Annotated in this window: 24 protein-coding genes; 17 read left to right on the plus strand and 7 right to left on the minus strand. The window is 39.8% G+C overall.

The features are described 5' to 3' along the window. Positions 1–21: 21 nt before the first annotated feature. The gene (locus ESV85_RS09995) at positions 22–2,007 is read left to right on the plus strand and encodes a M1 family metallopeptidase (protein WP_146917091.1); all 1,986 of its coding nucleotides are present in this window, start codon (positions 22–24) and stop codon (positions 2,005–2,007) included. A gap of 846 nt (positions 2,008–2,853) precedes the next feature. Here ESV85_RS09995 and ESV85_RS10000 read toward each other — a convergent pair. Continuing rightward, a complete protein-coding gene (locus tag ESV85_RS10000; RefSeq protein ID WP_146917093.1) occupies positions 2,854–5,157 on the minus strand; it encodes a GH92 family glycosyl hydrolase in 2,304 nt (767 codons plus the stop codon). A gap of 259 nt (positions 5,158–5,416) precedes the next feature. Continuing rightward, positions 5,417–5,590 carry a single-stranded DNA-binding protein gene (locus ESV85_RS10005; RefSeq protein WP_223275967.1) on the minus strand — a complete coding sequence of 58 codons (174 nt, stop codon included), beginning with the start codon at positions 5,588–5,590 and terminating at the stop codon, positions 5,417–5,419. Between the two features lie 175 nt (positions 5,591–5,765). On the opposite strand from ESV85_RS10005, the gene ESV85_RS10010 reads away from it, so the two are divergent. The 4 genes from ESV85_RS10010 (at position 5,766) to ESV85_RS10025 (ending at position 10,591) form a co-directional block, all read left to right on the plus strand. Next, positions 5,766–6,239 carry a toll/interleukin-1 receptor domain-containing protein gene (locus ESV85_RS10010; RefSeq protein WP_146917095.1) on the plus strand — a complete coding sequence of 158 codons (474 nt, stop codon included), beginning with the start codon at positions 5,766–5,768 and terminating at the stop codon, positions 6,237–6,239. A gap of 174 nt (positions 6,240–6,413) precedes the next feature. Continuing rightward, entirely contained in the window at positions 6,414–7,034 is a 621-nt protein-coding gene (locus ESV85_RS10015) for a TerB family tellurite resistance protein (protein ID WP_146917096.1), read from the plus strand. Between the two features lie 19 nt (positions 7,035–7,053). Further along, positions 7,054–9,261, plus strand: a complete 2,208-nt coding sequence (locus tag ESV85_RS10020) for a WG repeat-containing protein (RefSeq protein ID WP_146917098.1) — start codon at positions 7,054–7,056, stop codon at positions 9,259–9,261. Between the two features lie 37 nt (positions 9,262–9,298). Then, positions 9,299–10,591, plus strand: a complete 1,293-nt coding sequence (locus ESV85_RS10025) for an SIR2 family protein (protein WP_146917100.1) — start codon at positions 9,299–9,301, stop codon at positions 10,589–10,591. Positions 10,592–10,729: 138 nt separating this feature from the next. Here ESV85_RS10025 and ESV85_RS10030 read toward each other — a convergent pair whose 3' ends face one another. Further along, positions 10,730–11,101 (minus strand): single-stranded DNA-binding protein, encoded by a 372-nt coding sequence (locus ESV85_RS10030; RefSeq protein ID WP_146917103.1) that lies wholly within the window; start codon positions 11,099–11,101, stop codon positions 10,730–10,732. 258 nt (positions 11,102–11,359) lie between these two features. On the opposite strand from ESV85_RS10030, the gene ESV85_RS10035 reads away from it, so the two are divergent. From ESV85_RS10035 to ESV85_RS10055, 5 genes are all read left to right on the plus strand, one after another. After that, a complete protein-coding gene (locus ESV85_RS10035) occupies positions 11,360–12,076 on the plus strand; it encodes a hypothetical protein (protein ID WP_146917105.1) in 717 nt (238 codons plus the stop codon). Between the two features lie 181 nt (positions 12,077–12,257). Continuing rightward, entirely contained in the window at positions 12,258–12,725 is a 468-nt protein-coding gene (locus ESV85_RS10040; RefSeq protein ID WP_146917106.1) for a YybH family protein, read from the plus strand. 132 nt (positions 12,726–12,857) lie between these two features. After that, entirely contained in the window at positions 12,858–13,445 is a 588-nt protein-coding gene (locus ESV85_RS10045; RefSeq protein ID WP_146917109.1) for a dihydrofolate reductase family protein, read from the plus strand. A 141-nt stretch (positions 13,446–13,586) separates the two neighbouring features. Continuing rightward, positions 13,587–14,168, plus strand: coding sequence for a Crp/Fnr family transcriptional regulator (locus ESV85_RS10050; RefSeq protein ID WP_146917112.1), 582 nt, complete (start codon positions 13,587–13,589; stop codon positions 14,166–14,168). A 74-nt stretch (positions 14,169–14,242) separates the two neighbouring features. Further along, positions 14,243–14,674: a cupin domain-containing protein gene (locus ESV85_RS10055; RefSeq protein WP_146917113.1), complete on the plus strand. Its 432-nt coding sequence runs from the start codon at positions 14,243–14,245 to the stop codon at positions 14,672–14,674. Positions 14,675–14,987: 313 nt separating this feature from the next. Here ESV85_RS10055 and ESV85_RS10060 read toward each other — a convergent pair whose 3' ends face one another. Beyond that, positions 14,988–15,497, minus strand: a complete 510-nt coding sequence (locus ESV85_RS10060) for a RidA family protein (protein ID WP_146917116.1) — start codon at positions 15,495–15,497, stop codon at positions 14,988–14,990. 74 nt (positions 15,498–15,571) lie between these two features. Between ESV85_RS10060 and ESV85_RS10065 the strand changes: the two genes are divergently transcribed. Together ESV85_RS10065 and ESV85_RS10070 are read left to right on the plus strand one after the other, a co-directional pair. After that, positions 15,572–16,033, plus strand: a complete 462-nt coding sequence (locus ESV85_RS10065; protein WP_146917117.1) for a GNAT family N-acetyltransferase — start codon at positions 15,572–15,574, stop codon at positions 16,031–16,033. 101 nt (positions 16,034–16,134) lie between these two features. Then, positions 16,135–16,959 carry a universal stress protein gene (locus tag ESV85_RS10070; protein ID WP_146917119.1) on the plus strand — a complete coding sequence of 275 codons (825 nt, stop codon included), beginning with the start codon at positions 16,135–16,137 and terminating at the stop codon, positions 16,957–16,959. Position 16,960: 1 nt separating this feature from the next. Here the strand turns inward: ESV85_RS10070 and ESV85_RS10075 are convergent, their stop codons facing one another. Continuing rightward, positions 16,961–17,884, minus strand: a complete 924-nt coding sequence (locus ESV85_RS10075) for a DUF6089 family protein (RefSeq protein WP_146917120.1) — start codon at positions 17,882–17,884, stop codon at positions 16,961–16,963. Between the two features lie 52 nt (positions 17,885–17,936). Beyond that, positions 17,937–18,839 carry a mechanosensitive ion channel family protein gene (locus ESV85_RS10080; protein ID WP_146917123.1) on the minus strand — a complete coding sequence of 301 codons (903 nt, stop codon included), beginning with the start codon at positions 18,837–18,839 and terminating at the stop codon, positions 17,937–17,939. 165 nt (positions 18,840–19,004) lie between these two features. Between ESV85_RS10080 and ESV85_RS10085 the strand changes: the two genes are divergently transcribed. The 5 genes from ESV85_RS10085 to ESV85_RS10105 all read left to right on the plus strand — a co-directional run bounded on the left by ESV85_RS10085 (position 19,005) and on the right by ESV85_RS10105 (position 25,504). Beyond that, positions 19,005–20,546: a bifunctional GNAT family N-acetyltransferase/carbon-nitrogen hydrolase family protein gene (locus ESV85_RS10085; RefSeq protein ID WP_146917125.1), complete on the plus strand. Its 1,542-nt coding sequence runs from the start codon at positions 19,005–19,007 to the stop codon at positions 20,544–20,546. Beyond that, positions 20,528–21,112 (plus strand): KdsC family phosphatase, encoded by a 585-nt coding sequence (locus ESV85_RS10090; protein ID WP_146917127.1) that lies wholly within the window; start codon positions 20,528–20,530, stop codon positions 21,110–21,112. Before ESV85_RS10085 ends, ESV85_RS10090 begins: the two co-directional genes overlap by 19 nt. Continuing rightward, a complete protein-coding gene (kdsA, locus tag ESV85_RS10095) occupies positions 21,099–21,950 on the plus strand; it encodes a 3-deoxy-8-phosphooctulonate synthase (protein WP_146917130.1) in 852 nt (283 codons plus the stop codon). The genes ESV85_RS10090 and kdsA overlap by 14 nt, the downstream gene beginning before the upstream one ends. Positions 21,951–21,959: 9 nt before the next feature. Next, positions 21,960–23,600, plus strand: a complete 1,641-nt coding sequence (locus tag ESV85_RS10100; protein WP_146917131.1) for a murein L,D-transpeptidase — start codon at positions 21,960–21,962, stop codon at positions 23,598–23,600. A 248-nt stretch (positions 23,601–23,848) separates the two neighbouring features. Then, positions 23,849–25,504 carry a murein L,D-transpeptidase gene (locus tag ESV85_RS10105; protein ID WP_146917134.1) on the plus strand — a complete coding sequence of 552 codons (1,656 nt, stop codon included), beginning with the start codon at positions 23,849–23,851 and terminating at the stop codon, positions 25,502–25,504. On the opposite strand, the gene ESV85_RS10110 is transcribed toward ESV85_RS10105, so the two are convergent. Next, positions 25,484–26,170 (minus strand): murein L,D-transpeptidase catalytic domain family protein, encoded by a 687-nt coding sequence (locus ESV85_RS10110; RefSeq protein ID WP_146917136.1) that lies wholly within the window; start codon positions 26,168–26,170, stop codon positions 25,484–25,486. The genes ESV85_RS10105 and ESV85_RS10110 overlap by 21 nt on opposite strands. Positions 26,171–26,244: the final 74 nt, after the last annotated feature.

Below are 26,244 nucleotides of genomic sequence, written 5' to 3' on the forward strand. Positions count from 1 at the left end.
GAATAAAACCCACCAAAGCTTATGAGAAAAATACTCTTTTTCCTGCTCCTTAGCAGTTCAGTTGCTTTTGCGCAGCAAGAAACTAAACCACTGCGAACTTCTGTAGAAACAGAAACTCGTGCAATCAGGCAAGAGGTGCCGATGACGAATTCTGTTCGTAAAGCTTTCGATGAAGGATCGAGAGATTTTTCCGGCAAGCCGGGTGCAAACTATTGGCAGCTAGAAACGGACTTTACGATCAAGGCTAGTTTGGATCCAAGTACACAGACGATCACTGGATCGGAAAAAATCCTGGTGCATAACAATAGCAAAGAAGACATGACTTCCATCGTCCTTCGCTTGGATCATAATGTTTTCCGAGGAGATGTTCCTCGTGGAAGTTCAGTTCCAGCGGAAAATACAGAAGGAATGATTGTGACTGCCATTAAAGTGGCGGGACAATCAGTTGATCTGAATGCAGCGCCTCGACGAAGTAGAAATGATCCTGCTACATTAAGTGTAAGAGGTTTGCAAAGCACCGTTGCGACAATCACACTGGTAAATCCAATTAAAGCAGGAACAACAGCTGAAGTAGAAATCGACTGGCATACCAAATTGCCTGGTGGAGATAATGGCAGAGGTCATAGAATGACTCAGCGTTTTGATAGCACCTTATTTCAGCCTACACAGTGGTTCCCTAGATTGGCGAAGTATGACGATCTAAGAGGATGGGAAACCAGCCTTTATCTAGGTCCAGCTGAGTTTCATAATAATTTCGGAAAATTTGATGTGGCGCTAACAGTTCCAGCTGGCTGGATTGTAAGTGGTACAGGAGTATTGCAAAACCCAACTGAAGTTTTGACTCCTACAGTTGCTGAGAGATTCGCTAAAGTTCTTGACGCTGATGGAGAGGTGACACTTGTGGGTGCAGATGAAAAAGGTCCTGGAAAAGCAACGAAAGCTGGTGATCAACTTACTTGGCATTTTGTGGCTGATAAAGTCAATGATTTCGCATGGGCTACATCTGATAGATTTATCTGGAAAGCAACCAAGGCGGATATTCCTGGCAAAGGACCAGTGCCAATTTACATGGTTTTCATCCCTGAGAGAGCTCAGTATTTTGAGAAAGCTGGTGAGAACACCAAACATGCGCTGGAGTTTTATTCCAAGCTTTGGGCACCTTATCCTTTTCCACAACTTACCCTTCAAGATGGGCCAAGTGCCGGCATGGAATATCCTATGGTAATCAATTCCAATCAGGGAGCAGCAGATCATGAGGCAGGACATCAGTGGTGGCCGATGATGGTGGGAACAAACGAAACCCGCTACGGCTGGATGGATGAAGGTTTTAACCAATACATGAACATTCTCTCTGGAGCAGATAGCAGAGGAGTGGATTATAATTTGGATGGTTTGGGACAAAGCTACGGACGTATCAGTGGCATGGAAGATGAAGCGCCAATGATGTGGAGTGCCAACGATGCTGGTAGCATGTATGGATTTCAGACCTATTCTAAAACTCCGCTAATGCTATCCATGCTTGGTGGAATCGTAGGAGATGAGGCTGTGATCAATGCAATGAAAAAATACACAGCCACTTGGGCTTTTAAGCATCCATCCCCTTGGGATTACATGTTCTTCATGAATCAAGAATTGGGTCAAAATCTGGAGTGGTTCTGGTATTACTGGTTGTTTACTACAGAATCTGTGGAGGGTTCCATTCAAAATGTCACTACTTCAAATGGTGAAACTACAGTGACTGTTCATCAGGCGGGAGAAATGCCTTCTCCAGTTGTATTGAAAGTAGAGTTTGAATCAGAAGGAGCAGCAATCAAGAAAATGGCTAATGCTAAAATGATAGATGCTACTACTGCTGAAGTGACCTGGCCAGTGACAGTTTGGTTTGATGGAAGCAGAACTTTCGATGCAGTGATGGACTTTGGTGATCGCAAAATCAAAGCAATCACCCTTGATCCTCATGGACGTTTTCCTGATAAAGACAAGGCTGATAATGTTTGGCCAAGATAAATTGAATGAAAATGAGGCTCGAAAGAGCCTCATTTTTTTGTTATTTTTTACCGCTGAGGTCACAGAGGATGGCGCAGAGACCGCAATTTAGAGTTGTCCTGCTTCTCCAGAAGCTGGGCTTTTTAGATCTGGCTGTGAAGTTCAAGGTTTTTAGTTACCGTTCGCGAGACACGAACGGCGGCGCAACGCGTGTCAGCCTGAGCGCCCGCCTGACTTCGGGCAGGAAGTCGAAGGCGCTTTTAAAATAAGCGTAGTTATTGTCCTCGAACCTCTAGACTCCCGTCTCTCGGGTGCTCGGACTGACACTATTAGGTGTGAAAATCATAATCCGTCATTAGTGTAGCGAAGTCGAAGTCTTATTTTATTTCTGAGTTGTCCTGCTTCTCCAGAAGCTGGACTTGGTATCAATTTTTTATTTCCGTTCGTGTTACACGAACGGTGGCGTGAAACGCTGACTTTTTCATGGAGGAAACGCGTGTCAGCCTGAGCGCCCGCCTGACTTCGGGCAGGAAGTCGAAGGCTCTTTTAAAATAAGCGTAGTTATTGTCCTCGAACCTCTAGACTCCCGTCTCTCGGGTGCTCGGACTGACACTATTAGGTGTGAAAATCATAATCCGTCATTAGTGTAGCAAAGTCGAAGTCTTGTTTTATTTCTCAGTTGTCCTGCTTCTACAGAAGCTGGACTTGATGTTATAAATCAGAAAAAGGGCTGAAAGTCCTATATAACTAAGCCCAGCTCGATAGGGCTGGGCAAGGGAAGTTGAAATAGAAAACAAAGCTCTGAAAGAGCGAAATAGCAGGTAGATGATCGAAAGAGATCGTTAATAGACTTGTACCCTGACTAGGTTATGGCTTTTCACTCATCTCCAATTTCAATTCCCCTCCTCCAGTAATCTGGCTGTGAGAAAGCTCAAAGTTTCCTAGTTTTTGATTCTTCCAGTTAGCAGATTTTACATAGACATTGGAAGGGCTATTCGATTCAGTTTTGATGATGAATTGCTTGCCGGAGTAATAGTTCGGATTCAGGGCTATGGTGATTTTATCGAAAATCGGACTTCCTATCTGGTACGCTGGATCAGCTTCAGTTCCGCCGTTCATTTGGAACAATCCAATCTTCATCAATACTGCAAGGCTTCCCATCAGTCCTTGGTCTTCGTCTCCATTGTAGCCATTTTCAGGGCTTAAGTCAGAATAGATTCTTTTCACAATCGCTCTAGACCAGTACTGAGTCAGATCAGGTCTTCCCAATTTGTGGAAAATGAAAGCTGTCTGAATGGAAGGCTGGTTTCCATAGTTGATCGGGATTCTACGATACTCTGGATGTGTTTCTTGAGAATGGGAAGTACCAGAAGTGAAACCAAGCTTTTCAGATTCCTCGAATGAAGTATTCAATCGCTCAATGGTTTTTTCTTTTCCGCCCATCAAGTCAGCCAGTCCATCCAAATCATGAGGGACAAACCAAGTGCCCTGACTTCCGTTTGCCTCGTTGAAACCAGCGTTGTACTCGTAGGCATCAAAAGGTGTTTTCCAGCTTCCGTCTACATTTCGCGGGCGCATCCAACTAGTTTCAGCATCAAAGGTGTTTTTATAGTTTTCTGACCTTTTCAAAAATTCCTGCTCTCCCGCTTTGTCTCCAAGCGCTTTTGCTAACTGTGCCAGCGTCCAATCCTGATAAGCATATTCCAAGGTCAAACTTGGGCCGTCCTGATGAAAACCGAAATTCCCCTCAGGAATTGGCCAGGGTACAAAGCCGTTTTGCAAATAATGAGATAAGCCACCACCCAAGGATGTCTTGTGCTCGTAGCCTGCCTTTTCCATGATTCCTCCTGGACGGTGATTTTTCTTTAGACCTTCATAGGCCATCTCAATATCAAAACCTCGGATTCCTTTCTGGTAAGCACTGACGATAAACGGTGTGCTCGATGCGCCAGTCATTACATAAGTGTAATTTCCTCCAGAAGGGCCTCTCGGGATTAATCCACCATCCTGATAGTACCGCAACATGGAATTCACAAATTCCTCCGTGATCTCAGGATAGACCAAGTGCCAAAGCGTGTTGATAGTCCACTGAGCTCCCCAGAATGAATCCGAATTGAAGTGCCTGAACTTTGGTTTGCCAGCAGCATCCAATGGAATTTGCTTAGTCAGATGCTTTCCACTAGTTAGATCAGCATATTTTCCATTTACATCTGAGATCGTTCTTCTGCCTTGTAGCGCATGGAATAAATCCGTGTAAAACCTTCTTCTGTCCTTTTCTGTAGCGCCTTCTACTTTGATTCTTCCTAAGTAGCTATTCCATTCTTCGAAAGATTCCTCCCGTACTTTCTCAAAATCCCAATGCGCCAATTCCGTATCCAGATTGAGTAATGCCAGCTCCGCACTGACATAGGAAATCCCAACTTTCATGAGTAGTTCCTCCTTAGATTTATCAAAAGTCAGCAGCGCTCCCGAATCTTTTCCTTTGATCTCAGATAGGGTAGAGGTCATACCATTTTCTGACCAGCCACTGATCTCAGCGATTTCTTTATTGAGTTTGATTGCAAAAAAGATAGGGGTGTCATTCGGTCTTCTTACTGTTGGCCCATTGATCAAATGACCTGATAATGTGGTACTGTTTACTTGCATTAACTCCCCGTCTATGATTTCTGAAGGGCCGAGCATTCCGCCCAATCGGATCATGACTTGCTGGCTAGCATTCTTAGGGAAAGTATATCTGTGAAATCCTGTGCGTAGAGTGGAGGTAAGTTCTACTTTGATCCCGTAGCGATCTAGCATTAGTTGATGATAGCCAGGCTTTACTATTTCTGTTTCATGGGAAAAAGGAGAAGCGAAATTCCGCTCACCTTCCAAACTCACATCAGAAACGGGTAGAACAGAGAGTGCCGAAAGTTGCCAAGCATGGACATGGCTCAGGCCTTTGATAGAGTCACTTTCATACCTGTATCCGGATCCCCAGGCGCCACCCGTATCTGTGTCAGGACTGAGATTCACCATGCCGAAAGGTCTGGTAGCAGTATTGAAAAAGAACCAGCGGGAATTTTTGCTATCCACATAGGGATTTACCAGATCTGCTGGGGATTCTTTTGACTGTGCAAAAGTGAAAAGTGAAATTTGAAAAATCAGTAATGAAAGGCAGAGTCTGAGGTTCATCTTTTGGGGCAGTTGAAATGGGAGCTTAAGTAAGTTTCAAAAGTTCGAAAAACAAACCTGAGGTGTAGGGTATTTACGCAATGGATTTCAGCTCTTCGGGTTTTAATGACAACACGGTACTTATTAAATTGATAGAAATTAAATACTGTTTCTGGAGAAGCAGGATAACAGCAAACTGGGCTGAGTAGACTATCAAAGAAAAAGGCTGGAAGTTCGAACTTCCAGCCTTTTTTGACTTTTAACGCTTTGTCTTACTTTTCTAAAAAGGCAGATCAGCTTCCATTTTTTCTTTCTTTTCGGAGCTGCCCATTAGCAGTATTTCGTTTACCACGATCTCGGTGATGTAACGCTTCACGCCATCCTTATCGCTGGTTTCTTCTACGCGCTCTCCCTTCTGATTTTTGTAATACTCATTGGTAGCGATGGACTTCAATTTTTTTCTAAAATATCTCAGTGGAAAATATGTATTTAGTTCTTTGGAAGTATGGAAAATCCAAAAAACTGAATATCTTGTTTGATAAAGAGTCAAAAAAAAGATCAATAGAGGCAACTTGCAAATAAAATGATAAGAAAAGGTTGTCTTTAATTATAAACTAAAGAATGACTATATGGAAGGCAGCGCTATTTTTAAACCGCGTATTTTTTTATCTTATTCTCATAAAGATGAAGAATTAAAAAAGGAGTTAGACTCTCATCTAGTCCCATTAAAAAGATCAGGTAAAATTGATACTTGGAATGACCGAGAGATAATTGCTGGACAAGAATGGAATGAAGAGATCTTGGCAGAATTAAATAAGTCAGAGGTAATTTTACTTTTAATTAGTAAAGATTTTATTGCCTCACAATACATCTGGGAAAAAGAACTTCAGATAGCAATGAGTCGTCAAGACAAAGGAAATGCATTTGTAGTTCCTATAATACTAAAAAGTTGCTTATGGGAGGATATGCCTTTTGCAAAATTACAAGGCTTGCCACGGAATGCTAAACCAGTTACCTCCTTTCAAGACCGTGATGAAGCTTTTACTGAAATTGCAATTGCTCTAAAAAAATTAGTGGATTACATCTATGATTCAAAAAAATAATAGTAGTTTTTTACTTAGAATAAAATATTATTAAAAACAATAAATAATCTTGGGAAATTAAAAAAAAAGATTCAATCCTTAGTTAATTATAAGTTTTTTGAAATTATATGCATTCAAATAATAAGCTTGAATGCTTTCTTGATTTTCAATATCCACAAATAAAATATTTTTATTATGATAATTTATGGAACAAAAGGAGTAACAATAACGACAAAGAAAGGGCAATTTTTATGTCCCAATTGTAATAGGGTCAATAAATATAGACATAAAAAGGTTAAAAGGTTTTTCCATCTTTACTGGGTTCCAATAATACCTTTAAATACAGAAATGGAATTTGTTGAATGTTCAGTTTGTAGTGCAACTTATGAAACTGAAGTATTAGATTACAAAATAAATTTTAATGACGGCGGTATTCAGTCCATATTCGAACAGGCGATTCAAAAAGCTATGATTCAAATTTTGTTAGCTGATGGGGAGATTAATACTGATGAATTGAAAATGGTTCACTTAATTATTAATCGATTTAGCTACAACGATATTTCATTAGCTGATTTGGATAGTGTTGTTAGGAAGTTAGAAGTTAATCAAGAACCAATCAGTAAATATTTGACAGCAATTGCTCCATTGTTAAATGATCGTGAAAAAGAAGGGATTTTAAATTGTGGACTTAATGTAGCGTCTTCAGATGGAAAAGTTGATGATAATGAACTTAGTGTAATTCTAGAAATAGCTAATTCATTAGGCGTCTCTCAAACTCGATTAAAAGAATTAATGCAAATCAGTTTACCTAATTGATTTTTTTTAAATCTCAGATATGCAAATTATAAAAAAGGATCGTTATCCAGGAATTCGTTCTTTTGAGGCAGATGACGAGCGCTTATTTTATGGACGAACTAAGGAAATTGATAGTCTGTTTAGTTTAGTCACTATCAAACCATTAATAATATTATTTGGAAAATCAGGTTTAGGAAAAACCTCATTAATAAAAGCTGGTTTAGGCTCACTTTTGAAGAACAACAACTTTTTCCCTTTAATGATCCGTCTTCAAAACACGTCAGTATCACCTATAGATACTGTAATAAGTGAATTAGAACCTTATGTTGATAAAAGTAAGCTTGAGCAATTTGGAGGAAAAAGCAGTAATGTCATATGGGAGGCTATCAATGCATGCAATTTTTTTGATCCAAGTGGGGTACCTGCTACACCTATTCTGATTTTTGATCAGTTTGAAGAATTATTCAATCATGATATCTCTCTTCGACATCAATGGGCAAGCCAGTTGTCTGACTTGATTGAAGGAAGGCGCCCAAAAGACGTGGTTGAGATATTACAACTTATTCCAAGAAGTGAAAGAACAGCCGAACAATTGGAATGGTTTGAGCCTCCATTGGTTAAGATTCTGTTTTCCATTCGTTCCGATCGAATGAGCGATTTACATCAGTTAAGGTCAGAATTCCCAGGTATTTTACAGAATCGATTCGAACTTAAACCATTGCAGGTTGACCAAGCAAAAGAAGCGATCATAAAACCGGCAACACTTATAGGAAATGAATTCTCGAGTATTCCTTTCGAATATGAAACGGAAACAGTTAATGAGATTCTTGAAAACTTAAAAAATGAAACTGGCGAAATCGAGTCATTTCAATTGCAAATAATATGTCAACACATTGAAAAGTATGTTAAATCTAATAAATGGGATAGCGTTGATAAAGTTACGATCAATACATGGGTTTTGGATGGTAAAGAAGGTATAGCTCTTATACTAAGAAATTATTATTTGGATAATATTGCCGATTTGGGTTCGAAAGGGGAGCAATTAGCAGCAAGAAAATTATTAGAAGAAGGCCTAATCGCCGATGGAAGACGGATAGGTGTCGCCGAGGCGGTGGTAAAGGGTACATTTAAAATTGATGATAAGCTACTGGGACGTTTACTACTTAGTCGACTCATTCGCCCAGAAGACTCGCGTTTAGGCCGTACATATGAAATCAGCCACGATACTTTAGTAGTCCCAATCCTTGATGCCTTGAAAAATCGCAGATTTGTTGAAGAATATCGAAAAGATGAGGAAGAAAAAAAACAGCTCAAGATTGGGCAGATTGAAATGAAGAAAAAGCAAAAAAGATCATATTTGGTTATACTTGTTTCTATTATATTTCTAGTTACTTTTTTGGTTTTGTATTTAAATCAAAAGGAAGCAACTGATCGCGCCTTTTCGAATGAGAAAAGAGTCCAAACTATAATTGACGCCATTTATTTTTATGAGAATCGTTTTGCCCTCGCGTCGAGGCAAGATACTATCACAGGAAAAATCAAGTACGGATTTATTAATAAACAAGGAGAGCCCATGATAGACTATAAATATGATGAGGCTTCAGCATTTGATAATGAAACAGAATTTGCAAAAGTTGTGGTTGATGGTAAGAAATTTTGGATAGATACTACCGAAGTAAAATATACTCTTGCTGAAAGTTTTGAAGAATTGAATGAGTTTAGTGAAGCTTTAGATTTACGTAGAAAAGAATTAGAAATAATTCCCAACACTATTGCCCGAGGTTCCTCTCTATTGATTGTTCAAATGGACCAGAATGAGTTGCAAACTTTACCTCCCCAGATTGGTCACCTCACATTACTTTATTATCTTAACTTGGAAGAAAATCAACTAAAAAGCCTGCCTGCTGAAATAGGGAAATTAGAATTTTTAAGAATATTAATTTTAAGTAATAATTCCATTGAAACTCTACCTATCGAAATTGGTAGCCTTTTAAATTTGGAAAGTCTTTTTTTGGAGGGAAATGAACTCAAAACTCTACCTCCTGATATAGGGGAATTGGAAAATTTATCTTTTATTCATTTAGAAAATAATTCAATTGAAACTTTACCTTCTGAAATTGGAAAATTAGAAGGCTTACAATATTTACTATTAGGCGGTAATCCAATATCAGAAGAAGAGAAAGAGAAAATACGAAATTTATTACCTAACTGCGAAGTGTATTTTGATATTGTTGATTTTGAAAATTGAAAAAACATGAACTTAATTTTAATATGAAATCAATCAAATGACTTTATTAAGACGTCAATGGAATAATTTATTGGAAGCCTTGGGAAATGGATCATGTATTGTTTTTCTTGGTCCATTGGTATCTACTGTTAGTGAAGGGGGATTACCATTAGATTCAGCCTTTGCCAAGGCGCTTGGAGTCACTCTTGAAGAAGAGGGTATAGCATATGATAAGATGCATTCACACAACCTCACCTATATAATGCAGCGTTTTATGACCATTAAAGGTGTGACCTCGTCTGATCCTGGTTATGAAGCCAAGAAATTTTATGAAAAATATCAAGGCCAAATTAATAGCATTCAAAAAATGGTTGCTAGTTTACCTATAAGCTTGATAATCAATACCTCACCAGACAGCAGTATTTTTCTTGCGTTGAAAGAACAAGGTAAATACCGTAGCGTACATGACTACTACAATTTTGAGGGTGAGGAATCTGATGATATTGAGGCCCCTTCTCCTGAATGTCCACTGGTCTACAATCTCTTTGGTTTTTATAAAAATACAGAGTCTTTGGTGCTTACTGAAGCTGATCAGGTTAAATTTATCAGTAAGGTTGTCAAAGATCAACCTTCTCTGCCACCAAAATTATTAAGGCAGTTTCAGGGAAAAAAAACATTTCTATTCTTAGGTTTTAATTGGGAAAATTGGCATTTACGATTACTGCTCCAAAGCCTCGATCTAAAAAATGATAGCAATATTATGGCTCATGCAGGCGGTGAGAATGGCCTACAAATCAAAACAAAAGATTTTTATGAAGGGCATTTCCATTTTTCTTTTGTAACTGAAGAAATCAGTGATTTCTTAACTGAGTTGCATAACCGATTCAATGCATCCTCTGAAGAATCTGTTGATCAAAAAAAGATAATTATTCTTTCTGTACAAAAGGATGAAATATATCGCGATGAACTTTATAAAAATCTAAAACCATTGCCATATGATAGTTGGCATTCTGGGCTTATATCTCTTGGGGAGGATTCTTCAGAATCCTTCAATCAACATTTGGAAAGTGCTAATATTATTTTTTTGCTTGTGAGTCCTGATTTTATGGCTTCCAATGAGATTTTAAATAGTGTTTGGCCTCAGGTATTAAAACAAAATCAAAACAAAAGCTCAAAGGTCATCCCAATTATTACACGTACCTGCAATTGGCAACTATGGAAAGAATTAACTCAAATGCCTCTAATACTGCCAAAAAAAGAGGGTGAAGTTGGAAAAGCGATTAGTAGTTGGGAACGTTCAGATGATGCTTTTCAGAGTATTTTAAAAGACTTTGATTTGTTTTTTAAATAGTTAGGGATTTAAATTTATTTCCAGCATATCTTCATTATTACCTTTTGCCGGAATTCATTTTTCTGACAAATTAAAAAAAACCGAGAAAGATATTCTTTTCCCAGCCTTTTTTGACTTTTAACGCTTTGTCTAACTTTTCTAAAAAGGCAGATCAGCTTCCATTTTTTCTTTCTTTTCGGAGCTGCCCATTAGCAGTATTTCGTTTACTACGATCTCGGTGATGTAACGCTTGATTCCTTCTTTGTCGGTATAGTCACGGTTGGAGATCTTGCCTTCGATGGCGATCTCCGAACCTTTGTCTGTGTACTTGTCTAAGACCTCCGCGTTTTTGCCCCAGATGACGAGATTATGCCAGGTGGTTTCGGTGATTTTCTCACCTTTTTGATTTTTGTACACCTCATTGGTAGCGAGGGATACTTTACCCAGAGTCTTGCCACCGTCTAGGTTTTTGATTTCTACTTTGCCGCCCAAGCGACCGATTAGCTGTACTTTGTTTCTTAGCGCATTCATGATGTTTGTTGTTTTGGTTAGAAAATTTGTTTGTCGTTTTCGCTAGAGGAAAAACTTATGATCCAAAGTTGGGGGATCGGTCTGCACTAAGTCGGTAGCTAGTCGTTTGTATTCGATAGTATCCGTTTGTGATCGGATAAAGTGGGTTTATTGACTATGAAGAAGGGTTGAGGTTTTAGAAAAGTTTAGTAGGTTTAGAGAAGGGGAGAGGGAGTTGAGGATATAATAAGTTATATGCCACTTTAGGACGACACGACAATGAAAGTAAACTTCGACATAAAAGACAATCACGCTATTGAAATTGCAGGACGACATATCGACTTACATAACAATTTCGACTTCGTTGGTTTTGACTACAATGTTGCTGACAGAGAAATTAAACTTCATTGGAAAAAATCAAGTGGTGACTGGGTTGACAAAAACGAATTTTCAAGTTTGGTTTTGACACATAAAGGCGTGACCTTTTTGAATGTAATTGAACAAGATGAAAAAAGCGTTTATGAAGACGATTGTTGTTTAGGAGAAATTACATTTTTTCCATCAACAGCAAGAGATATTAATGACAGCATTGTTCCTCAACCAAAACCAAATGACGGAGACGACATTCTTTACTTTTTTGAAAACGGACAACTAATAAGAATTCATTGTGAACAAATAGAACTCGGAATAAAAATGCCAACCGAAATTTCCGACAACAACTTTGCATATAGCAACTTGACAGAAGAAGAAGCATTTTGGGTTATGTGGTATTTCTTAGATGGACATTATGAGTTGGCAGGTGGAGAATTTGACCTGTCAGACATTTTGAGTGCTTCACAACCTTTTGAATTTGACGACAACGGACATTTCGATGGACAGGTAAAAGGAAATAGACGAGTTGCACCAGCGGACAGCGGAATGGTTTGGCATTGGAATGAAGCAGTTAAAAAATATAGAGAACACGGACGACCAAAACCAACACCGTTAAAGAAATGAGAAAAGCGGCATATAACACGGGTTTGGCAAAAGTGGCGATTCAGTGCTCCGCAGACATATTTGTGGTTAATCAAAGTTTGGTTCTCCGCATCAACATTTGTGGTGAAAATCGCCACCTTCGCCAAGCCCGAAACCGTTTTGTCTCAATCCATGAAAACTTATTAACCTTAACAAAAAAAATATGGAGGCTAGAATAACTACAGTAGTGCTGCTTCTAATGATGTTAATGCTTAATTCGTGTAAAAATGAAGACAGGCTAACTATTGAATCTGAACCATCAGCAATAGACTTAGTGAAAGTTAGAGGCGTATTGCAGGAACTGGACGACCAATTTTCGGATAGTTTTAATAACGGGGATTCAGTAGCAATTGCCGATCATTACACAATGGATGGAACCTTTGGGGTAATTAAGGGAAGAGAAAATTTGATTTCTGCCTGGGGAAAATCAATCCGATATGCCAATGAAAATGGGATACCAAATCTCAAATTCAAAATCAGTTCTGTTTCTAGTCACGGTGAATTTTTGGTTGAAATCGGTGATTTTGAAACTTTGGCTTTAGACAACACTGTTAAAAGTACGGGGAAATACCTGGTAGTTCGAAAGCTGGAAGATGGCCAATGGAAAATGTATCGTGATATTGGACTTTAAAAACCGAACATATAGAAATTACTACTAATCATAGATCTGTCCAGCCTAAATGCATCTAATGATTTATAGCCAAACTCCTTATTTAAAAAAGCAGCAACATTCCAGACAAAGCAATAAACAAACTTGAGCCATATGAGAAAGGTAATTTCATTTATGCATATATCACTTGACGGTTTTGTAGCAGGACCGAATGGGGAAATGGACTGGATTAAAGTAGATGAAGAGATTTTTGATCATGTTGGTAAGCGGATAAGCGAGGGCGACACAGCATTATATGGTCGGGTGACCTTCCAGATGATGGAAAGTTACTGGCCTACCGCGGCAGACAAGCTGGAAGCGACCAAGCACGACATCGAGCATTCAAAGTGGTATAGCAAAGTTCGTAAGGTGGTGCTATCAAAAACAATGAAAGACGCTGATCCGATAGCTATCGGATCAACAAACACCAAAATAATCAGCGACAACTTGTCGGAAAGCATCAATGAAATTAAGCAAGTGGCAGGTGAAGATATTTTACTTTTTGGTAGTCCTACTGCTACGCATGCACTTATTCAAGAGGACTTAATAGACGGTTACTGGCTATTTGTTAACCCTGTTATTCTTGGGCGAGGTATTCCATTGTTTTTGGATATCAAAGACAAAATTAATCTGGAGCTATTGAATACCCGGCAATTTACTTCCGGGGTCACTGAACTGAATTACCTAGTGGTCAGAAAATAACAGCGAACAGAAGCTACGAGTATTTGCTGTTAGCGAGAAAACATGTCCGCTTAAATAACCCAGTGCTAAATGGACAGAAAAGCATTTTTAATCTTCTACTGATCCTAAATGAGACTTTTACAATGACTTTTGATTGAAATCATGGACTACTCATTACTCTTATCCGAATTTAGGCGTGTAGTTGAGTTCCCCGACAAGGAATTCTTGAAGCTTACTCCTTTGATTGAAAGGATTAGAGTGAAGAAGAATGAGCATCTTTTAAAAGCAGGAGATATTTCCAGGAAAGTATATTTCGTAGAAGAAGGGTGTTTGCGCCAGTACCTCATCAATACTAACGGTGAGGAGAGAAACATCTATTTTAAAGTGGAATGTGGCTGGTGTAGTGAGCTGGAAAGTTTTTTAAATAATACTCCAACTGAGTTATCTATACAAGCTCTCGAAGACAGTCAATTGTTAGCAATTAATGAGAAAAACTGGATCTATGCAGTGACACATATTCCACCCTTTACCATGTATTTTATTAGGGCGCAGCAGCAAACTAATTACATGTTGAAAAAACGGTTAGGCGAGGCGACCATCGAAACTCCGGAAGAAAAATATATAAGGTTTCTACAAGAAGAGCCTCAACTCCTTCTTCGCTTGCCTTTGTTTCAGATTGCTGCATATTTAGGAATTACACCGGAAACAATAAGCCGAGTCAGGAAGAAAATAGGCTCCAAATGATTTCTTGATTCAAATCAAGGTCTTTGATAGTTTATGGATTTAGCTTTATCCAATAACAATTAAAGAAAGATATTATGAACAAGGAAATAATTCGAATTGGACAGGTTACCATAGCTTTTCTATTGGAAACAGCCGATACCAACGGCTCATTAGCAATGTTTGAATTTGGCGTTCCCGTAGGAGCTAAAGTTCCACTTCCACATTATCATGAGCATTATGATGAAACGATATACGGATTGGAAGGAGTGATTACATTCACTGTAGCTGGAAAACCTATTGATATTGCCGCAGGTGAATCCTATTTCATTCCCCGCGGTGTCATTCATGGATTTATTAATCACGGGACAGTAGATGCTAAGGCTTTAGCTGTAGTTACTCCGGCACTTCTTGGACCAAACTTTTTTAAAGAGTGCGCTGAAATCGTAAACGCTGGTGGACCACCTGATTTAGAAAAACTAAAAAAGGTAATGACTACTCATGGCTTGGTACCTGTGATACCAAATTAACCTTAAGAGCAAGGCTGGCAGGCAAAGAAATTTTAGTAATTATCCGCATCCGATGGAAATGGTGTGCGGATAATTATTTTATATGTATATCCGCTTTTCTGCCAGTAAAGCGATTAAAGCATTACAGAATTTGGCAAACATTAGCATTTAGGCCACTTCGGTCACCGGTCTCCCGATAGCTATCGGGAGGTCTTCCAGCCAAGAAACCAAAGAATTTAAGACCACTGGCATCATTGCGGATATTCACATTATATTATAAATAATTAGATGATAAGCAATTGTTTACCCTCAATATTCTTCTGGCCATTTTTAATTACTCTATCTCCACGATTATCTCTATTTCTACAGCCATATTATTTGGCAAAGCCGCAACGCCAACTGCTGAACGAGCATGCTTTCCTTTCTCGCCGAAAACCTCTACCATCAAATCAGAGAAGCCATTGATCACAGCCGGTTGCTTGGTGAAGTCAGGAGCGGAATTGACCATTCCCATCACTTTCACAAACTGCTTGATCCTGCTTAGATCTCCTCCAGTTGCGATTTTCAATACAGCAATAATTTCCAATCCCGTCTCTCTGGCGGCCTGATATCCTTCATCTACGCTCAAGTCAGCACCGACTTTCCCGAATACATCTGGGCCTGTACCGGACAGATATAGTATGTTGTCTACCTGTTTCCATTTTACATAATTGGCGATGGGGGAGGTGATTTCAGGTAGTGTTAGTCCGAGTTCTTTCAACTTTTCTTCAGGGCTTTGCGCAAAAGATAAAAGTGGAAGTAAAGTGACAAGACTTAGCGTTATCAAGAGGTGTTTTAATTTCATAGGGTAGTGGTTTTGGTTTTCCTAAGCTAGCCGATTCTTTTTACTTTTGGAATCAACTATTAAAAGATCTTCCGATGCATCAAATCGAGATATTACCCTATTCACCCGAGTTAAACCCTTTTTTCAAGTCTATCAACCAAGCTTGGGTGGAACAGTTTTTTTCAATTGAGCCATTTGATCGGGCGCAGTTTGATAGTCCTGAAGAAACCATCATCAAACCTGGCGGCACTATAATTTATGCAAAGCTAGGTGAGGAAATCGTGGGTACTGTAGGGCTGCATAAAGTCTCTGATGAGATCTATGAACTTATCAAAATGGGGGTGGCAGCAAGTGCACAAGGAAAAGGAGTTGGGATGATTTTGGCCAAGGCTATTCTGGCAAAAGCCAAGGAAATGGGAGGAAAGAAGGTGGTGCTTTATACGCACTCCAAACTTGCTCCAGCCTTAAGGATCTATGAAAAATTAGGTTTCAAGGCTGCTGAACTTGAAGAAGGAAAATACTGCCGCTGCGATATCAAAATGGAACTGGATCTGTAGAATTATTTTTACTAATTTTTATCATGAGTTTAACTGATTTTTGACAGCTGAAAATGAGTTGAATATGTAGAAATTTAGGATCAATCAATTCCCCTATCATCATGAAAAAGATCCTCGTTCCCTTTGATTTTTCCTCCTATTCATTGGCGGCACTAAAAACTGCTCAAAAAATCAGTGCTAAATCGGATGCAGAGATTCTCTGTGTTACAGTTATTCCTTCCGAAGTAGATTGGGAGTTACTCTCCGATGAGGCGAAAAAAAACTATCCCGATTTGATCGAAGAATTTGAAGAAGCTCAGCAAGTGCTTCCAGATTACATTCTTAAGATTGCTCCAGCAAAAGCCCCAATCCGACAAATAGTTCGAATAGGTGTTCCTAATGAATTAATTCTTCGAGTAGTTCAAGAGGAAAATCCTGATTTGTTGGTGCTAGGTGCTTATGGTAAAGGATATATAGAAGGAAACTTCATTGGATCAACCTTGCAGAAGGTGCTCAGAAAATCTCATTGCCCTATTTTGGCAGTAAAAGAGCCTCTAAATGGAAATGATTTCCGAAAAGTTGCCTTTGCATCCAATTTTGAACCAAAATCCAAAGTGGCTTTTGAAAAAATCAAGCCACTTATAAAGCTATTCAAAAGCACTGTTCACTTACTGTTCGTCAATATTCCTGCTCATTTCACTTCTTCTCAAGAAATCACTTCAAGAATGAATTTGTTTAAGAAAGGACATGAGGAATTGACTTTTCATCAGCATATTTTCAATGATTCAGAAGTAGAAAAGGGGATGATTGCTTTCGCCGAAACCCAGAATATTAAATGGATTATTTTGGTAACAGGTGATCATAGTCATGCTCCTGCCTATCTAGTAGAAACTACAGAGACTTTGATTTTCAAGAGTGACTTGGGTGTGCTCAGTGTAAAAAGCTAGCTTACCAGAATCTGAAAGCTTTCTCGTACACTCTGTTTCGGAAGATCAAGTTGTCCCAAATGTCTGGGGAAAGGTAAATTTCCAAACCTATATTGACCGTCATATATCCATCATAACGGTGCGTAAGGCCTGATCCTCGACGTATTCTGCCTCTATTCTTAAGGATTTTATCTACATCTGGTAGCCCATTATCATCTATGAAACTTGGGTTGCGCACAGCTAATCTCAGACGATCAGGATTTTTGCCGGTGACATAATCGTCTACCAGATCAAGGTAGAATTCACTGATATTATAGGAAGAAATATCATCCATGTAATCAGTCAGCGTGAAGCGATAGTTGCCTTCAAAAGTTAAATCTGTGTACACATTGAGCTTGTACTTGAAGCCTAATCCCATCGGGAAAACAATAATGTTTCTATTGTAGGGATTGTTTTCCAATTGAAGAGGTCGTAGGTCTACCCAGTTTCCGTCAAGCTGAGTTTCCGGATTATTAGTGGACATGCCCAGTCCTGCAAAAATGTAAGGATTTAGAAGGGAGCGGTGAATATTGGGAACCTTTACAGGGAATAAATAATACTCTACTATGGCTGTTGCTTCCCAGTTTTTCGCTCTAAAATTGAGGTTTCTGGGCGTTCTGTAGGCTCTTGGATCCGATGGGGGGTCCTGGCCAGACATTTTATAATAGGAGAATTCAGCACGTGCTCTTAGGTTTGTGCCGAAGGTGTAATGGGCAGCAATATTGGCATTCCAGTCAGGTTGTACACCTTCGTTGTATTTCCAAAATGAATAAAGCTCCCCAAAATATTGGGTTACTCCTGCACTGGCAGATATAGAGAATGGTTCTTCAAACTTGTAACGGTAAAAACTCTGGGATTGGGCTGTCCAGGAGAAAAGAAAAAGTAATATGAATAATAGTTTTTTCATCGATGGACTTCTGTTCAATTGAATAGCGTTACTATTCAACACGAAAATTAGGCTAATTTTCTAACTTTTCAAATCCAGACTTGAGGTGAAGATCGCGCTGAGGGAAAGGGATTTCTATTCCTTGCTCACCAAATTTTTTGAAAATTGCAAAGTATAATTGGCTTTTCAGCACTTTGGGGCGATTAATGTATTCTGAAGACCATACACGCAGAATGAAATTGATGCTATTGTCTCCATAGCTATCGAAAAGCACATCTGGAGCAGGAGTATTCAGCACTCCATTATTTTCTTTCGCTGCTTCTACGAGGATGCCCCTCACTTTTTCCGGGTCTTCTTTGTAAGCTACTCCAACTGGGAAGTTGAAACGTATATTTCTGTCATTATGTGACCAGTTGATTACTGGACTGTCTATAAACTGACTGTTGGGTACAATTATCGTGATATTGTCATTGGTGACAATGGTAGTGGAGCGGGCAGAAATTCGGATTACATCACCAGAAACATCGCCTACCTCGATACGATCACCCACTTTTATAGGCTGCTCAAACAGGATAATTAGCCCGGAAATAAAGTTATTCGTGATGTTTTGCAGGCCAAAACCAATACCTACACCTAATGCTCCAGCTAGGATTCCGAATGCGCTTAGATCAACTCCGTTGGTTTGTAATATAGAAAATACACCCGCCAAAATCAGCACGTACTTGACGATCATGCCTATAGAGGACCTGGTGCCGGAATCGATCTGATAGCGAGTTAAGACTTTGTGTACGAGTAGTCTGCGAATCCATTCGGTAATGATGAAAAGGACTATGAAGGATATGATCAAGGTGAGGATCAAACCTACAGTAAGCTTAGACTCGCCCAAGTTGACTAGGCTGTAATTGAATATTTCCTGTAGCCATTCTATAAAGCCTTGGGCCTTCTCTTCAGCTACTTCTTTTATTTCCTGCTGCATTTAATATGTGCTTTCTTTTCTTCTTTTCAATTCTCAAACCCTTCAGAATCGCCTTTTAATGTAATATAATTCTTTCAAAACACGCAATTGAATGGATTGTTCCGTTTCTTTTCTTAAGGAATGACTCTTTAGAATTATTTAATTGATTTTGGCTAATTTTGAGGCATGAGCAAGCAAAAAGAAGAGTTAGAGCACCGGCTTAAGCTGCGAAACGTAAAACTTTCGGACTATGAGGATATTCAGGAAATCATGAGTTCGATCTATAAAAATCAAGGCGGTGCATGGACTAAACAAGAGTTTAAGAATCAACTGAAGGCTTTTCCAGAAGGCCAGATTGGTATAGAGGATAACGGGAAACTGGTAGCAGCTGCTATGAGTTTGGTGGTCGATTACAATAAGTTTGGTGACAACCATACCTATGATCAGATCACTGGCTTTGGCAAATTCGACACCCATGATATGGAAGGCGATACGCTGTACGGTACGGATGTCTTTGTCCATACCGACTATCGCGGAATGCGTCTCGGACGTAGACTGTATGACGTGCGTAAGGAGATTTGTGAGAATCTGAACCTTCGATCTATTATTGCAGGAGGAAGAATCCCAGGATATAAAAATTACGCGGATGAAATGACACCTCGGAAGTATATCGACCTTGTTAAAAATAAGGAGATATATGACTCCGTATTGTCTTTTCAGATTGCGAATGAATTCCACGTACGAAAGGTGATTACAAAGTATTTGCCTTCGGATACAGATTCCAGAGCCTATGCTACACTTCTCGAGTGGATCAATATTTATTACGAAAAGGACGAGAAGCTAATTGGTAACAAAAAATCAATAGTTCGTCTAGGCCTGGTGCAGTGGAAAATGCGTCGCTTCGCCAATGTGGATGATCTGATGCAACAGGTAGAATTCTTCGTGGATACAGTTTCTGGTTACAAATCAGATTTCTGCCTACTTCCCGAATTCTTCAATGCACCGCTTTTGGCGGAATTCAATGACATGGATGCTTCCGAAGCGATCCGTAATCTGGCAGAATACACCGACGAGATCATAAGCAGAATGAGCGATCTTGCGGTTTCCTATAACGTGAACATCGTCGCAGGTTCCATGCCTGAATATGATGGTAAAAAGCTAAGAAATGTGAGTTACCTCTGCCGAAGAGATGGTACGCAGGACAAGCAATACAAGCTCCATATTACACCAGATGAGGCTTCCTACTGGGGACTTCAAGGCGGGAATGGGATCAATGTATTCGAAACCGATGCGGGAAGAATTGGGATCTTGATCTGTTACGATGTGGAATTCCCTGAACTGGGAAGAATCCTGGCTGAGCAGGAAATGGATATCTTATTTGTGCCATTTTGGACAGATACCAAGAATGCCTTCCTTCGTGTGAACACCTGTGCAAAGTCTCGAGCGATCGAAAATGAATGTTATGTAGCGATTACGGGTTCGGTTGGTAACCTGCCGAAAGTGGAGAACATGGATATTCAGTATTCTCAAGCTGCGATTTATTCTCCGTCAGATTTCTCTTTTCCTCATGATGCGGTAGTGGCGATGGCTTCAGAAAATGAAGAAACAATCATCGTGGCTGATGTGGATTTGGATCTTTTGACCAAGCAGAGAAAAGCAGGAAGTGTACGAAACCTCGAGCAGAGAAGGCTCGACCTTTATTCTATCCAATGGAAACAGAAAAAATAGTAGCTGACTACTTCTCACACGTTACAGAAGATGTGTGGGAAAGAGCAGCCAAAATAAAATTGGTCATCACTGACATAGATGGAGTGATGACTGACGGCGGCATTATCTACGATGATAATAAGCTGGAATTCAAGAAATTTAATGTCAAGGATGGCTTGATCGTCTATCACCTTCGCAAAAGTGGCTTAATGGTAGGGGCAATCACCGGGAGAGAATCCTACGTGGTGCAAAACCGCTGTGAAGAACTCAAGTTTGATTTTCATTACCATGGTGTCAAGAACAAGGGTAAAAAGTTTCAGGAAGTCTTAGAGACACTAGAACTTGAAGCTGAGGAAGTTGCTTACATCGGCGATGACTTGATCGATTTGCCTATTTTAGCCCGTGTCGGTCTAGCTATAGTTGCTGCTGATGCCGTAGAGTACATAAAGCCGATTGCTCATTATGTGTCTAGATTTAAAGGAGGAGAGGGAGTTTTTAGAGAAGTGGGAGATTTGCTTCTTCATTCCAAAGGCCAACTCGTCCCATTGATTGATACTTTATCCCAAAAGGAAAATGATAAGAAATAACCAACCCATGCGCATCACTGATTCGGTGATTTTGGGAGAAGACAAACCTGTTTTATTCTCTGGCCCTTGCGCAGTGGAGAGCTATGATATTTGTCTTGAAATAGGGACAAAAGTTAAAGACTGGGCCGATCAGCACGGATTTTCTTATGTGTTTAAAGCTTCATTTGACAAAGCTAACCGTACTTCCTCTGGATCTTTTCGAAGCATAGGGATGGATAAATCGTTGGAAGTTTTGCAGCGCGTAGGCAATGCATTGAACGTTCCTTTGGTGACAGATATCCATGAAAGCTATCAGGTGAAGGATGTAGCTGAAGTAGTAGATGTGTTGCAGATTCCTGCATTTCTATGTCGGCAGACGGATTTGCTTTTAGCCGCAGGCGAAAGTGGAAAAGCTGTCAAAATCAAGCGAGGCCAATTTATGGCTCCTGAGGACATGCAGTATGCGGTGACCAAAGTGAGGTCAACTGGAAATGAAAATGTGTGTTTGACGGAAAGAGGCTTTTCTCTAGGTTACCATAATTTGGTAGTGGATATGAGAGGGCTTCCGATTATGCGTCAGTTTGCTCCGGTGGTTTTTGATATCACGCATTCTGTGCAGCAGCCAGGTGGTCAAGGTGGAACTAGTGGAGGACAGCGTGAATTTGCGCCTATCCTAGCTAGAGCAGCAGCGGCAACTGGAATTGATGGCTTCTTTATCGAGACTCATCCAGACCCATCTGTAGCGCTGAGCGACGGGCCAAACTTGATCCCACTTCATAAGATGGGGCAATTCTTAGAGATGCTGAAAGAAGCCTGGACACTTGGAAGAAAGTATCAGGATTTTGATGTGAATAATTAATCTAAAAATATGCACAAACACTTGCTGTTAGTATTGCTCCTGAGTTTTGCTCCGGGGCTTTTTTGTTTGGCTCAGCGTACTGATCTGCAAGATAATATCAGAATTAGGCTAGAGCTGGATCAGCCTGATGTTCCTTTAAATGTGCGTCAGAATGAGCTTTTTGCCAAAGGCGAAATTTATCAATTTTATAATCATCGTATGTTCAATCCTGTTTGGACAGAAAATGGAGTGCTCACTGAATTTGCGTACGAACTTCGGTTTGAAATAATTCAAAGCAAATTTGATGGGCTTAGTCCCAAGGATTATCACTTGGATCTGATTAATGTGTTTTTCACACTTTTCGAGTCTAATAAAAAACAAGGTATCTCCAATGCCTTGGATGATCTGGCAGATGTGGATCTATTGCTTTCCGATGCATTTTTTCATTTGGCAGCACATCTGGAAGTAGGCAAAGTGGATCCTCAGTCCCTAGCAGGTGACTGGCATATCACTGCTAAAAAAGCTAAAGTCTCTTATAATGAACTGCTAGAATCAGCACTAAAGCGGCAGCAGATTAGGCAATCGCTGGAGACACTTTATCCTACGATTACGATTTACAAAAAAGGGCGTGAAGTGATTCGGGCTATGGATGAAATCCGTAAGCAGGATACCCTCAACTGGAAGGCAGTCAAAGTGTCGAAAACCATTAAAGTAGGGGAGACTAATGGCGGGATGCCGAACTTACGTGAGCGTTTAGCTTTTTGGAAGTATCTAGAGCCATACACATTTGAAGATGAAAAGGAATACGACTCGACGATGTTTGTTGCTGTTCAGAAATTCCAACAGAGAAATGGTCTAGAGCCCGATGGAGCTTTGGGCAAAAACACAGTTAATGCACTGAATCAATCGCCAACGGATTTGATTGACAAAGCGTCGGTAAATATGGAGCGTCTACGTTGGTTGCCTGATACTTTGCGGGGAGCTGAGATGATCTTGGTGAATATTGCCAACTATCAGTTGGATTATATAAGCAATCGAGATACGCTATTTTCTACACGAGTGATCGTGGGAAAGAAGTACCATGAGTCGCCTATTTTTTCTTCTGCCATGAGTTACATCGTCTTTAGCCCTTACTGGAATTTACCTACTTCGATTGTGCGAAATGAAGTCATGCCTGCAGTTCGTAAAAACCCGAATTACCTGACCCAGAAAAACATGGAAGTAGTGACTTTCTCAGGTAAACCTGTGGATCCTGCTTCGGTGAATTGGAGTGGAAGATCAATTCCTTATATGGTGCGTCAGAAACCTGGAGCTACTAATTCTCTGGGACTGGTGAAATTTATGTTCCCAAATGAGCATAGTGTCTACATTCACGATACGCCTTCGAGGAGTCTTTTTGAAAGAGAAGACCGAGCACTGAGTCATGGCTGTATTCGAATTCAGGATCCTACGACATTCGCGCAGCTATTGCTTAAAAGTGATAGTTCATGGACGCCAGAGAAGATCAATGCTGCCATGCATCAAAGCCATGAGCAGATTGTAACCCTAGACCGAAAGATACCCGTGGTGCTGCTTTATATGACCTTCTGGGCAGATTCAAAGGGACTAGGGCATTTCAGACAAGATATCTATGACAGAGATGAGGAAGTTTTGATCGCATTGCGTAAGTGATCCAGTTTTTCGGTCAGTGAGTTTTCTGGTCTATGGAAAAGCAGAGAGGGGGCAGGTGTTAAGTCTTTTACCCCAACTTGGGCAATTCCAGACTCAGTAAAAAAGAGTAAGATTTTTTCGCTCTACAATTTTAGTCTGTCTTAAATCATTGATTTGTAGTGAGATAAATAGGGTTCTCGGGATTTTATTTTTACAAAAAATTAAGCGTATGAACTTTGACTAGTAGAAGGTGATACAAATCGCCTTTTATGAATAAGAAGATAATCGTCCCAATATCCGCAGTTCTACTCCTTGCAGTAGGACTCATCTGGTTTTTTAACCAACGCAGATCTGATTTGACAGATGAACTGCAGGCAAATCTAAGTGGAGAGAAAACCGGTGTTTTAGCCAACTCAAATTATTCAGAAGAAATTCAGAGCTTTTATGCTGGTAGAGAATATATGGAAGTTTGGCTTTTCAACGGGACACTTTCCAAAACTGGAAAGGAAATGCTCGCTCAGATTGAAAACTCAAAATATGATGGTTTGCAGCCGGAAGATTATAACCTGGCCAACATCTATGAACTTTCTTCTAATCAGGAGAAAGAGAATAAGAAATTCAGAAATCTTTCCTCAGAGGAGAAAGTCAACTTAGAACTTTTGCTTACTGATAGCTTTTTCAGATTAGCCCATGACTTGGAAAAAGGGAAAGTGAATCCTTCAAGCTTGGATCCAACTTGGAAGTTTGAAGAGAAGGAAACTGACGTGAATTACACTGGGTTATTGGAAAAAGTAGCCAATGGAAGCTCTGTGGAGAAGACCTTGGCAAGTCTATATCCTACTTCAGACTTATATGCACATGGCAGAGAAGCGATGGAGGAGCTATACCAGATTCAGAAGAATGACACGCTTACTTGGGATTTTGCTAAGGTAGATGACGCCATCAAAGTAGGGGAGAAGCACGAAGCGATTCCAGCTTTGCGTAAGCGTTTGATCTTTTGGGATGTTTTGAAGCCTTATGAAACTGCAGATCCTTCACTTTTTGACTCTACCATGTTTGCAGGATTGCAGAAATATCAAGAGTCCAATGGAATGAATCCTGACGGCGTGATCGGTTCCTTAGTCGCTGAATCGCTCAATAATTCCCCTCAAAATCTCATCGATATCGCATCCATCAACATGGAAAGACTGCGTTGGATGCCACAAATGGATTGGGATCAGGAGATGGTTCTAGTAAACATCGCCAACTATCAGTTGGACTACATGAATAATTCTGATACTGCGTTCACAGCAAAAGTGATTGTGGGAAAAGAATATAATGAGTCACCGACTTTCACGGCGCCGATGAGTTACATCGTTTTTAGTCCCTATTGGAATATTCCCGAATCGATCACCAATGATGAGATTATTCCCTCAGTTCAGAAAAACCCAAATTATCTCTCTCAGAAAAATATGGAAGTGGTGGATGGAAGTGGAGAAGTGGTGAAAGCTTCTCAAGTCAATTTTTCAAAAGAGAAAGGCTACAGAGTTAGACAAAAGCCAGGAGGAGATAATTCCTTGGGTTTGGTGAAATTCATGTTCCCAAATGATTACAATATTTACATCCACGATACTCCAGCTAGAAGTCTTTTTGATCGGGAGACAAGAGCGCTTAGTCACGGATGTATCAGAATTCAGAATCCAGATCAATTCGCAAAGATCTTGCTTAATGATAAGTCTTGGGATGATGAAAAGATCCAAAAAGCGATGAATCAAACCAACGAAGAGGTAGTGAAGTTGGATAGAGAAATACCAGTGGTGCTAGTTTATATGACTTTCTGGGCAGATAAAAAAGGAAAAGCTAATTTCAGATCAGATGTCTACGAAAGAGACCAATCATTACTGAAAGCGCTTAAAAGCAAAAAATCAAGCCTTGATCAGGCTTGATTTTGATAAGTAATTATCGTCTTTTCCAAAGATGAATAGCAAAGAGCCGTCTTTGATCAGATCAATTGCTTGTGCAGAAAGTTCGCTTGGAAGGGCAGGACAGCCTAAGCTTCTTCCTAATCTTCCAACTGATTCGGCAAATTCTTCACGGGCATAATCTGCTCCGTGAATTACAATTGCTCGATTTCTAGCTTGATCATTAAAGCCTTTTTCCAGTCCATCTAGTCGAAGAGAATAGCCATGTTTGCCTGAGTAAGTTTCGGCAGTTTTATAAAAACCTAAGCTGCTTTTGAAGGATTCTGGCACATTAGAGAAGGTATTTGCCATTAGGTCTCCGGAATTTCTACCGTGAGAAACTACAGAATTCAATAGCACTTCACCTTTTTCAGGATCTATCACCCACATCCGCTTAGCGGTAGAAGGAAGGCTGAAATCAATTACTGTGAGAACTTTTGATTTGAGATTTCCTTTCATTTTGTTCCAACCTTGGATAGCCAAGTTGAATACTTCTCTGGAAGGAAGAACTCCGTTTTTAATATGAAGTCCATCGTAAATAGCGGTGACTGGGTCGATGGAGGTGGTATTTGTATTATTTTCTTTGAAATCTGGATTTGGGAAAATTCCTATAAACAATAGGAAGGTAATCGCAAGTGTTTGTGATAGCATAAGCATTTGGGTGATTTTGCAAAGTTAGGAGGATATCCTGTGACTTCAAACGAACTTGAAGTCAGTCTCTTATG

This window comes from Algoriphagus aquimarinus, from assembly GCF_007997215.1.
Lineage (GTDB): Bacteria > Bacteroidota > Bacteroidia > Cytophagales > Cyclobacteriaceae > Algoriphagus > Algoriphagus aquimarinus_A.

Bases quoted from the DNA above. Each gene is read 5' to 3' on its own strand.
- ESV85_RS09995 (WP_146917091.1), top strand. From the start codon at position 22: ATGAGAAAAATACTCTTTTTCCTGCTCCTTAGCAGTTCAGTTGCTTTT.
- ESV85_RS10000 (WP_146917093.1), bottom strand. From the start codon at position 5,157: ATGAACCTCAGACTCTGCCTTTCATTACTGATTTTTCAAATTTCACTT.
- ESV85_RS10010 (WP_146917095.1), top strand. From the start codon at position 5,766: ATGGAAGGCAGCGCTATTTTTAAACCGCGTATTTTTTTATCTTATTCT.
- ESV85_RS10015 (WP_146917096.1), top strand. From the start codon at position 6,414: ATGATAATTTATGGAACAAAAGGAGTAACAATAACGACAAAGAAAGGG.
- ESV85_RS10020 (WP_146917098.1), top strand. From the start codon at position 7,054: ATGCAAATTATAAAAAAGGATCGTTATCCAGGAATTCGTTCTTTTGAG.
- ESV85_RS10025 (WP_146917100.1), top strand. From the start codon at position 9,299: ATGACTTTATTAAGACGTCAATGGAATAATTTATTGGAAGCCTTGGGA.
- ESV85_RS10030 (WP_146917103.1), bottom strand. From the start codon at position 11,101: ATGAATGCGCTAAGAAACAAAGTACAGCTAATCGGTCGCTTGGGCGGC.
- ESV85_RS10035 (WP_146917105.1), top strand. From the start codon at position 11,360: ATGAAAGTAAACTTCGACATAAAAGACAATCACGCTATTGAAATTGCA.
- ESV85_RS10040 (WP_146917106.1), top strand. From the start codon at position 12,258: ATGGAGGCTAGAATAACTACAGTAGTGCTGCTTCTAATGATGTTAATG.
- ESV85_RS10045 (WP_146917109.1), top strand. From the start codon at position 12,858: ATGAGAAAGGTAATTTCATTTATGCATATATCACTTGACGGTTTTGTA.
- ESV85_RS10050 (WP_146917112.1), top strand. From the start codon at position 13,587: ATGGACTACTCATTACTCTTATCCGAATTTAGGCGTGTAGTTGAGTTC.
- ESV85_RS10055 (WP_146917113.1), top strand. From the start codon at position 14,243: ATGAACAAGGAAATAATTCGAATTGGACAGGTTACCATAGCTTTTCTA.
- ESV85_RS10060 (WP_146917116.1), bottom strand. From the start codon at position 15,497: ATGAAATTAAAACACCTCTTGATAACGCTAAGTCTTGTCACTTTACTT.
- ESV85_RS10065 (WP_146917117.1), top strand. From the start codon at position 15,572: ATGCATCAAATCGAGATATTACCCTATTCACCCGAGTTAAACCCTTTT.
- ESV85_RS10070 (WP_146917119.1), top strand. From the start codon at position 16,135: ATGAAAAAGATCCTCGTTCCCTTTGATTTTTCCTCCTATTCATTGGCG.
- ESV85_RS10075 (WP_146917120.1), bottom strand. From the start codon at position 17,884: ATGAAAAAACTATTATTCATATTACTTTTTCTTTTCTCCTGGACAGCC.
- ESV85_RS10080 (WP_146917123.1), bottom strand. From the start codon at position 18,839: ATGCAGCAGGAAATAAAAGAAGTAGCTGAAGAGAAGGCCCAAGGCTTT.
- ESV85_RS10085 (WP_146917125.1), top strand. From the start codon at position 19,005: ATGAGCAAGCAAAAAGAAGAGTTAGAGCACCGGCTTAAGCTGCGAAAC.
- ESV85_RS10090 (WP_146917127.1), top strand. From the start codon at position 20,528: ATGGAAACAGAAAAAATAGTAGCTGACTACTTCTCACACGTTACAGAA.
- kdsA (WP_146917130.1), top strand. From the start codon at position 21,099: ATGATAAGAAATAACCAACCCATGCGCATCACTGATTCGGTGATTTTG.
- ESV85_RS10100 (WP_146917131.1), top strand. From the start codon at position 21,960: ATGCACAAACACTTGCTGTTAGTATTGCTCCTGAGTTTTGCTCCGGGG.
- ESV85_RS10105 (WP_146917134.1), top strand. From the start codon at position 23,849: ATGAATAAGAAGATAATCGTCCCAATATCCGCAGTTCTACTCCTTGCA.
- ESV85_RS10110 (WP_146917136.1), bottom strand. From the start codon at position 26,170: ATGCTATCACAAACACTTGCGATTACCTTCCTATTGTTTATAGGAATT.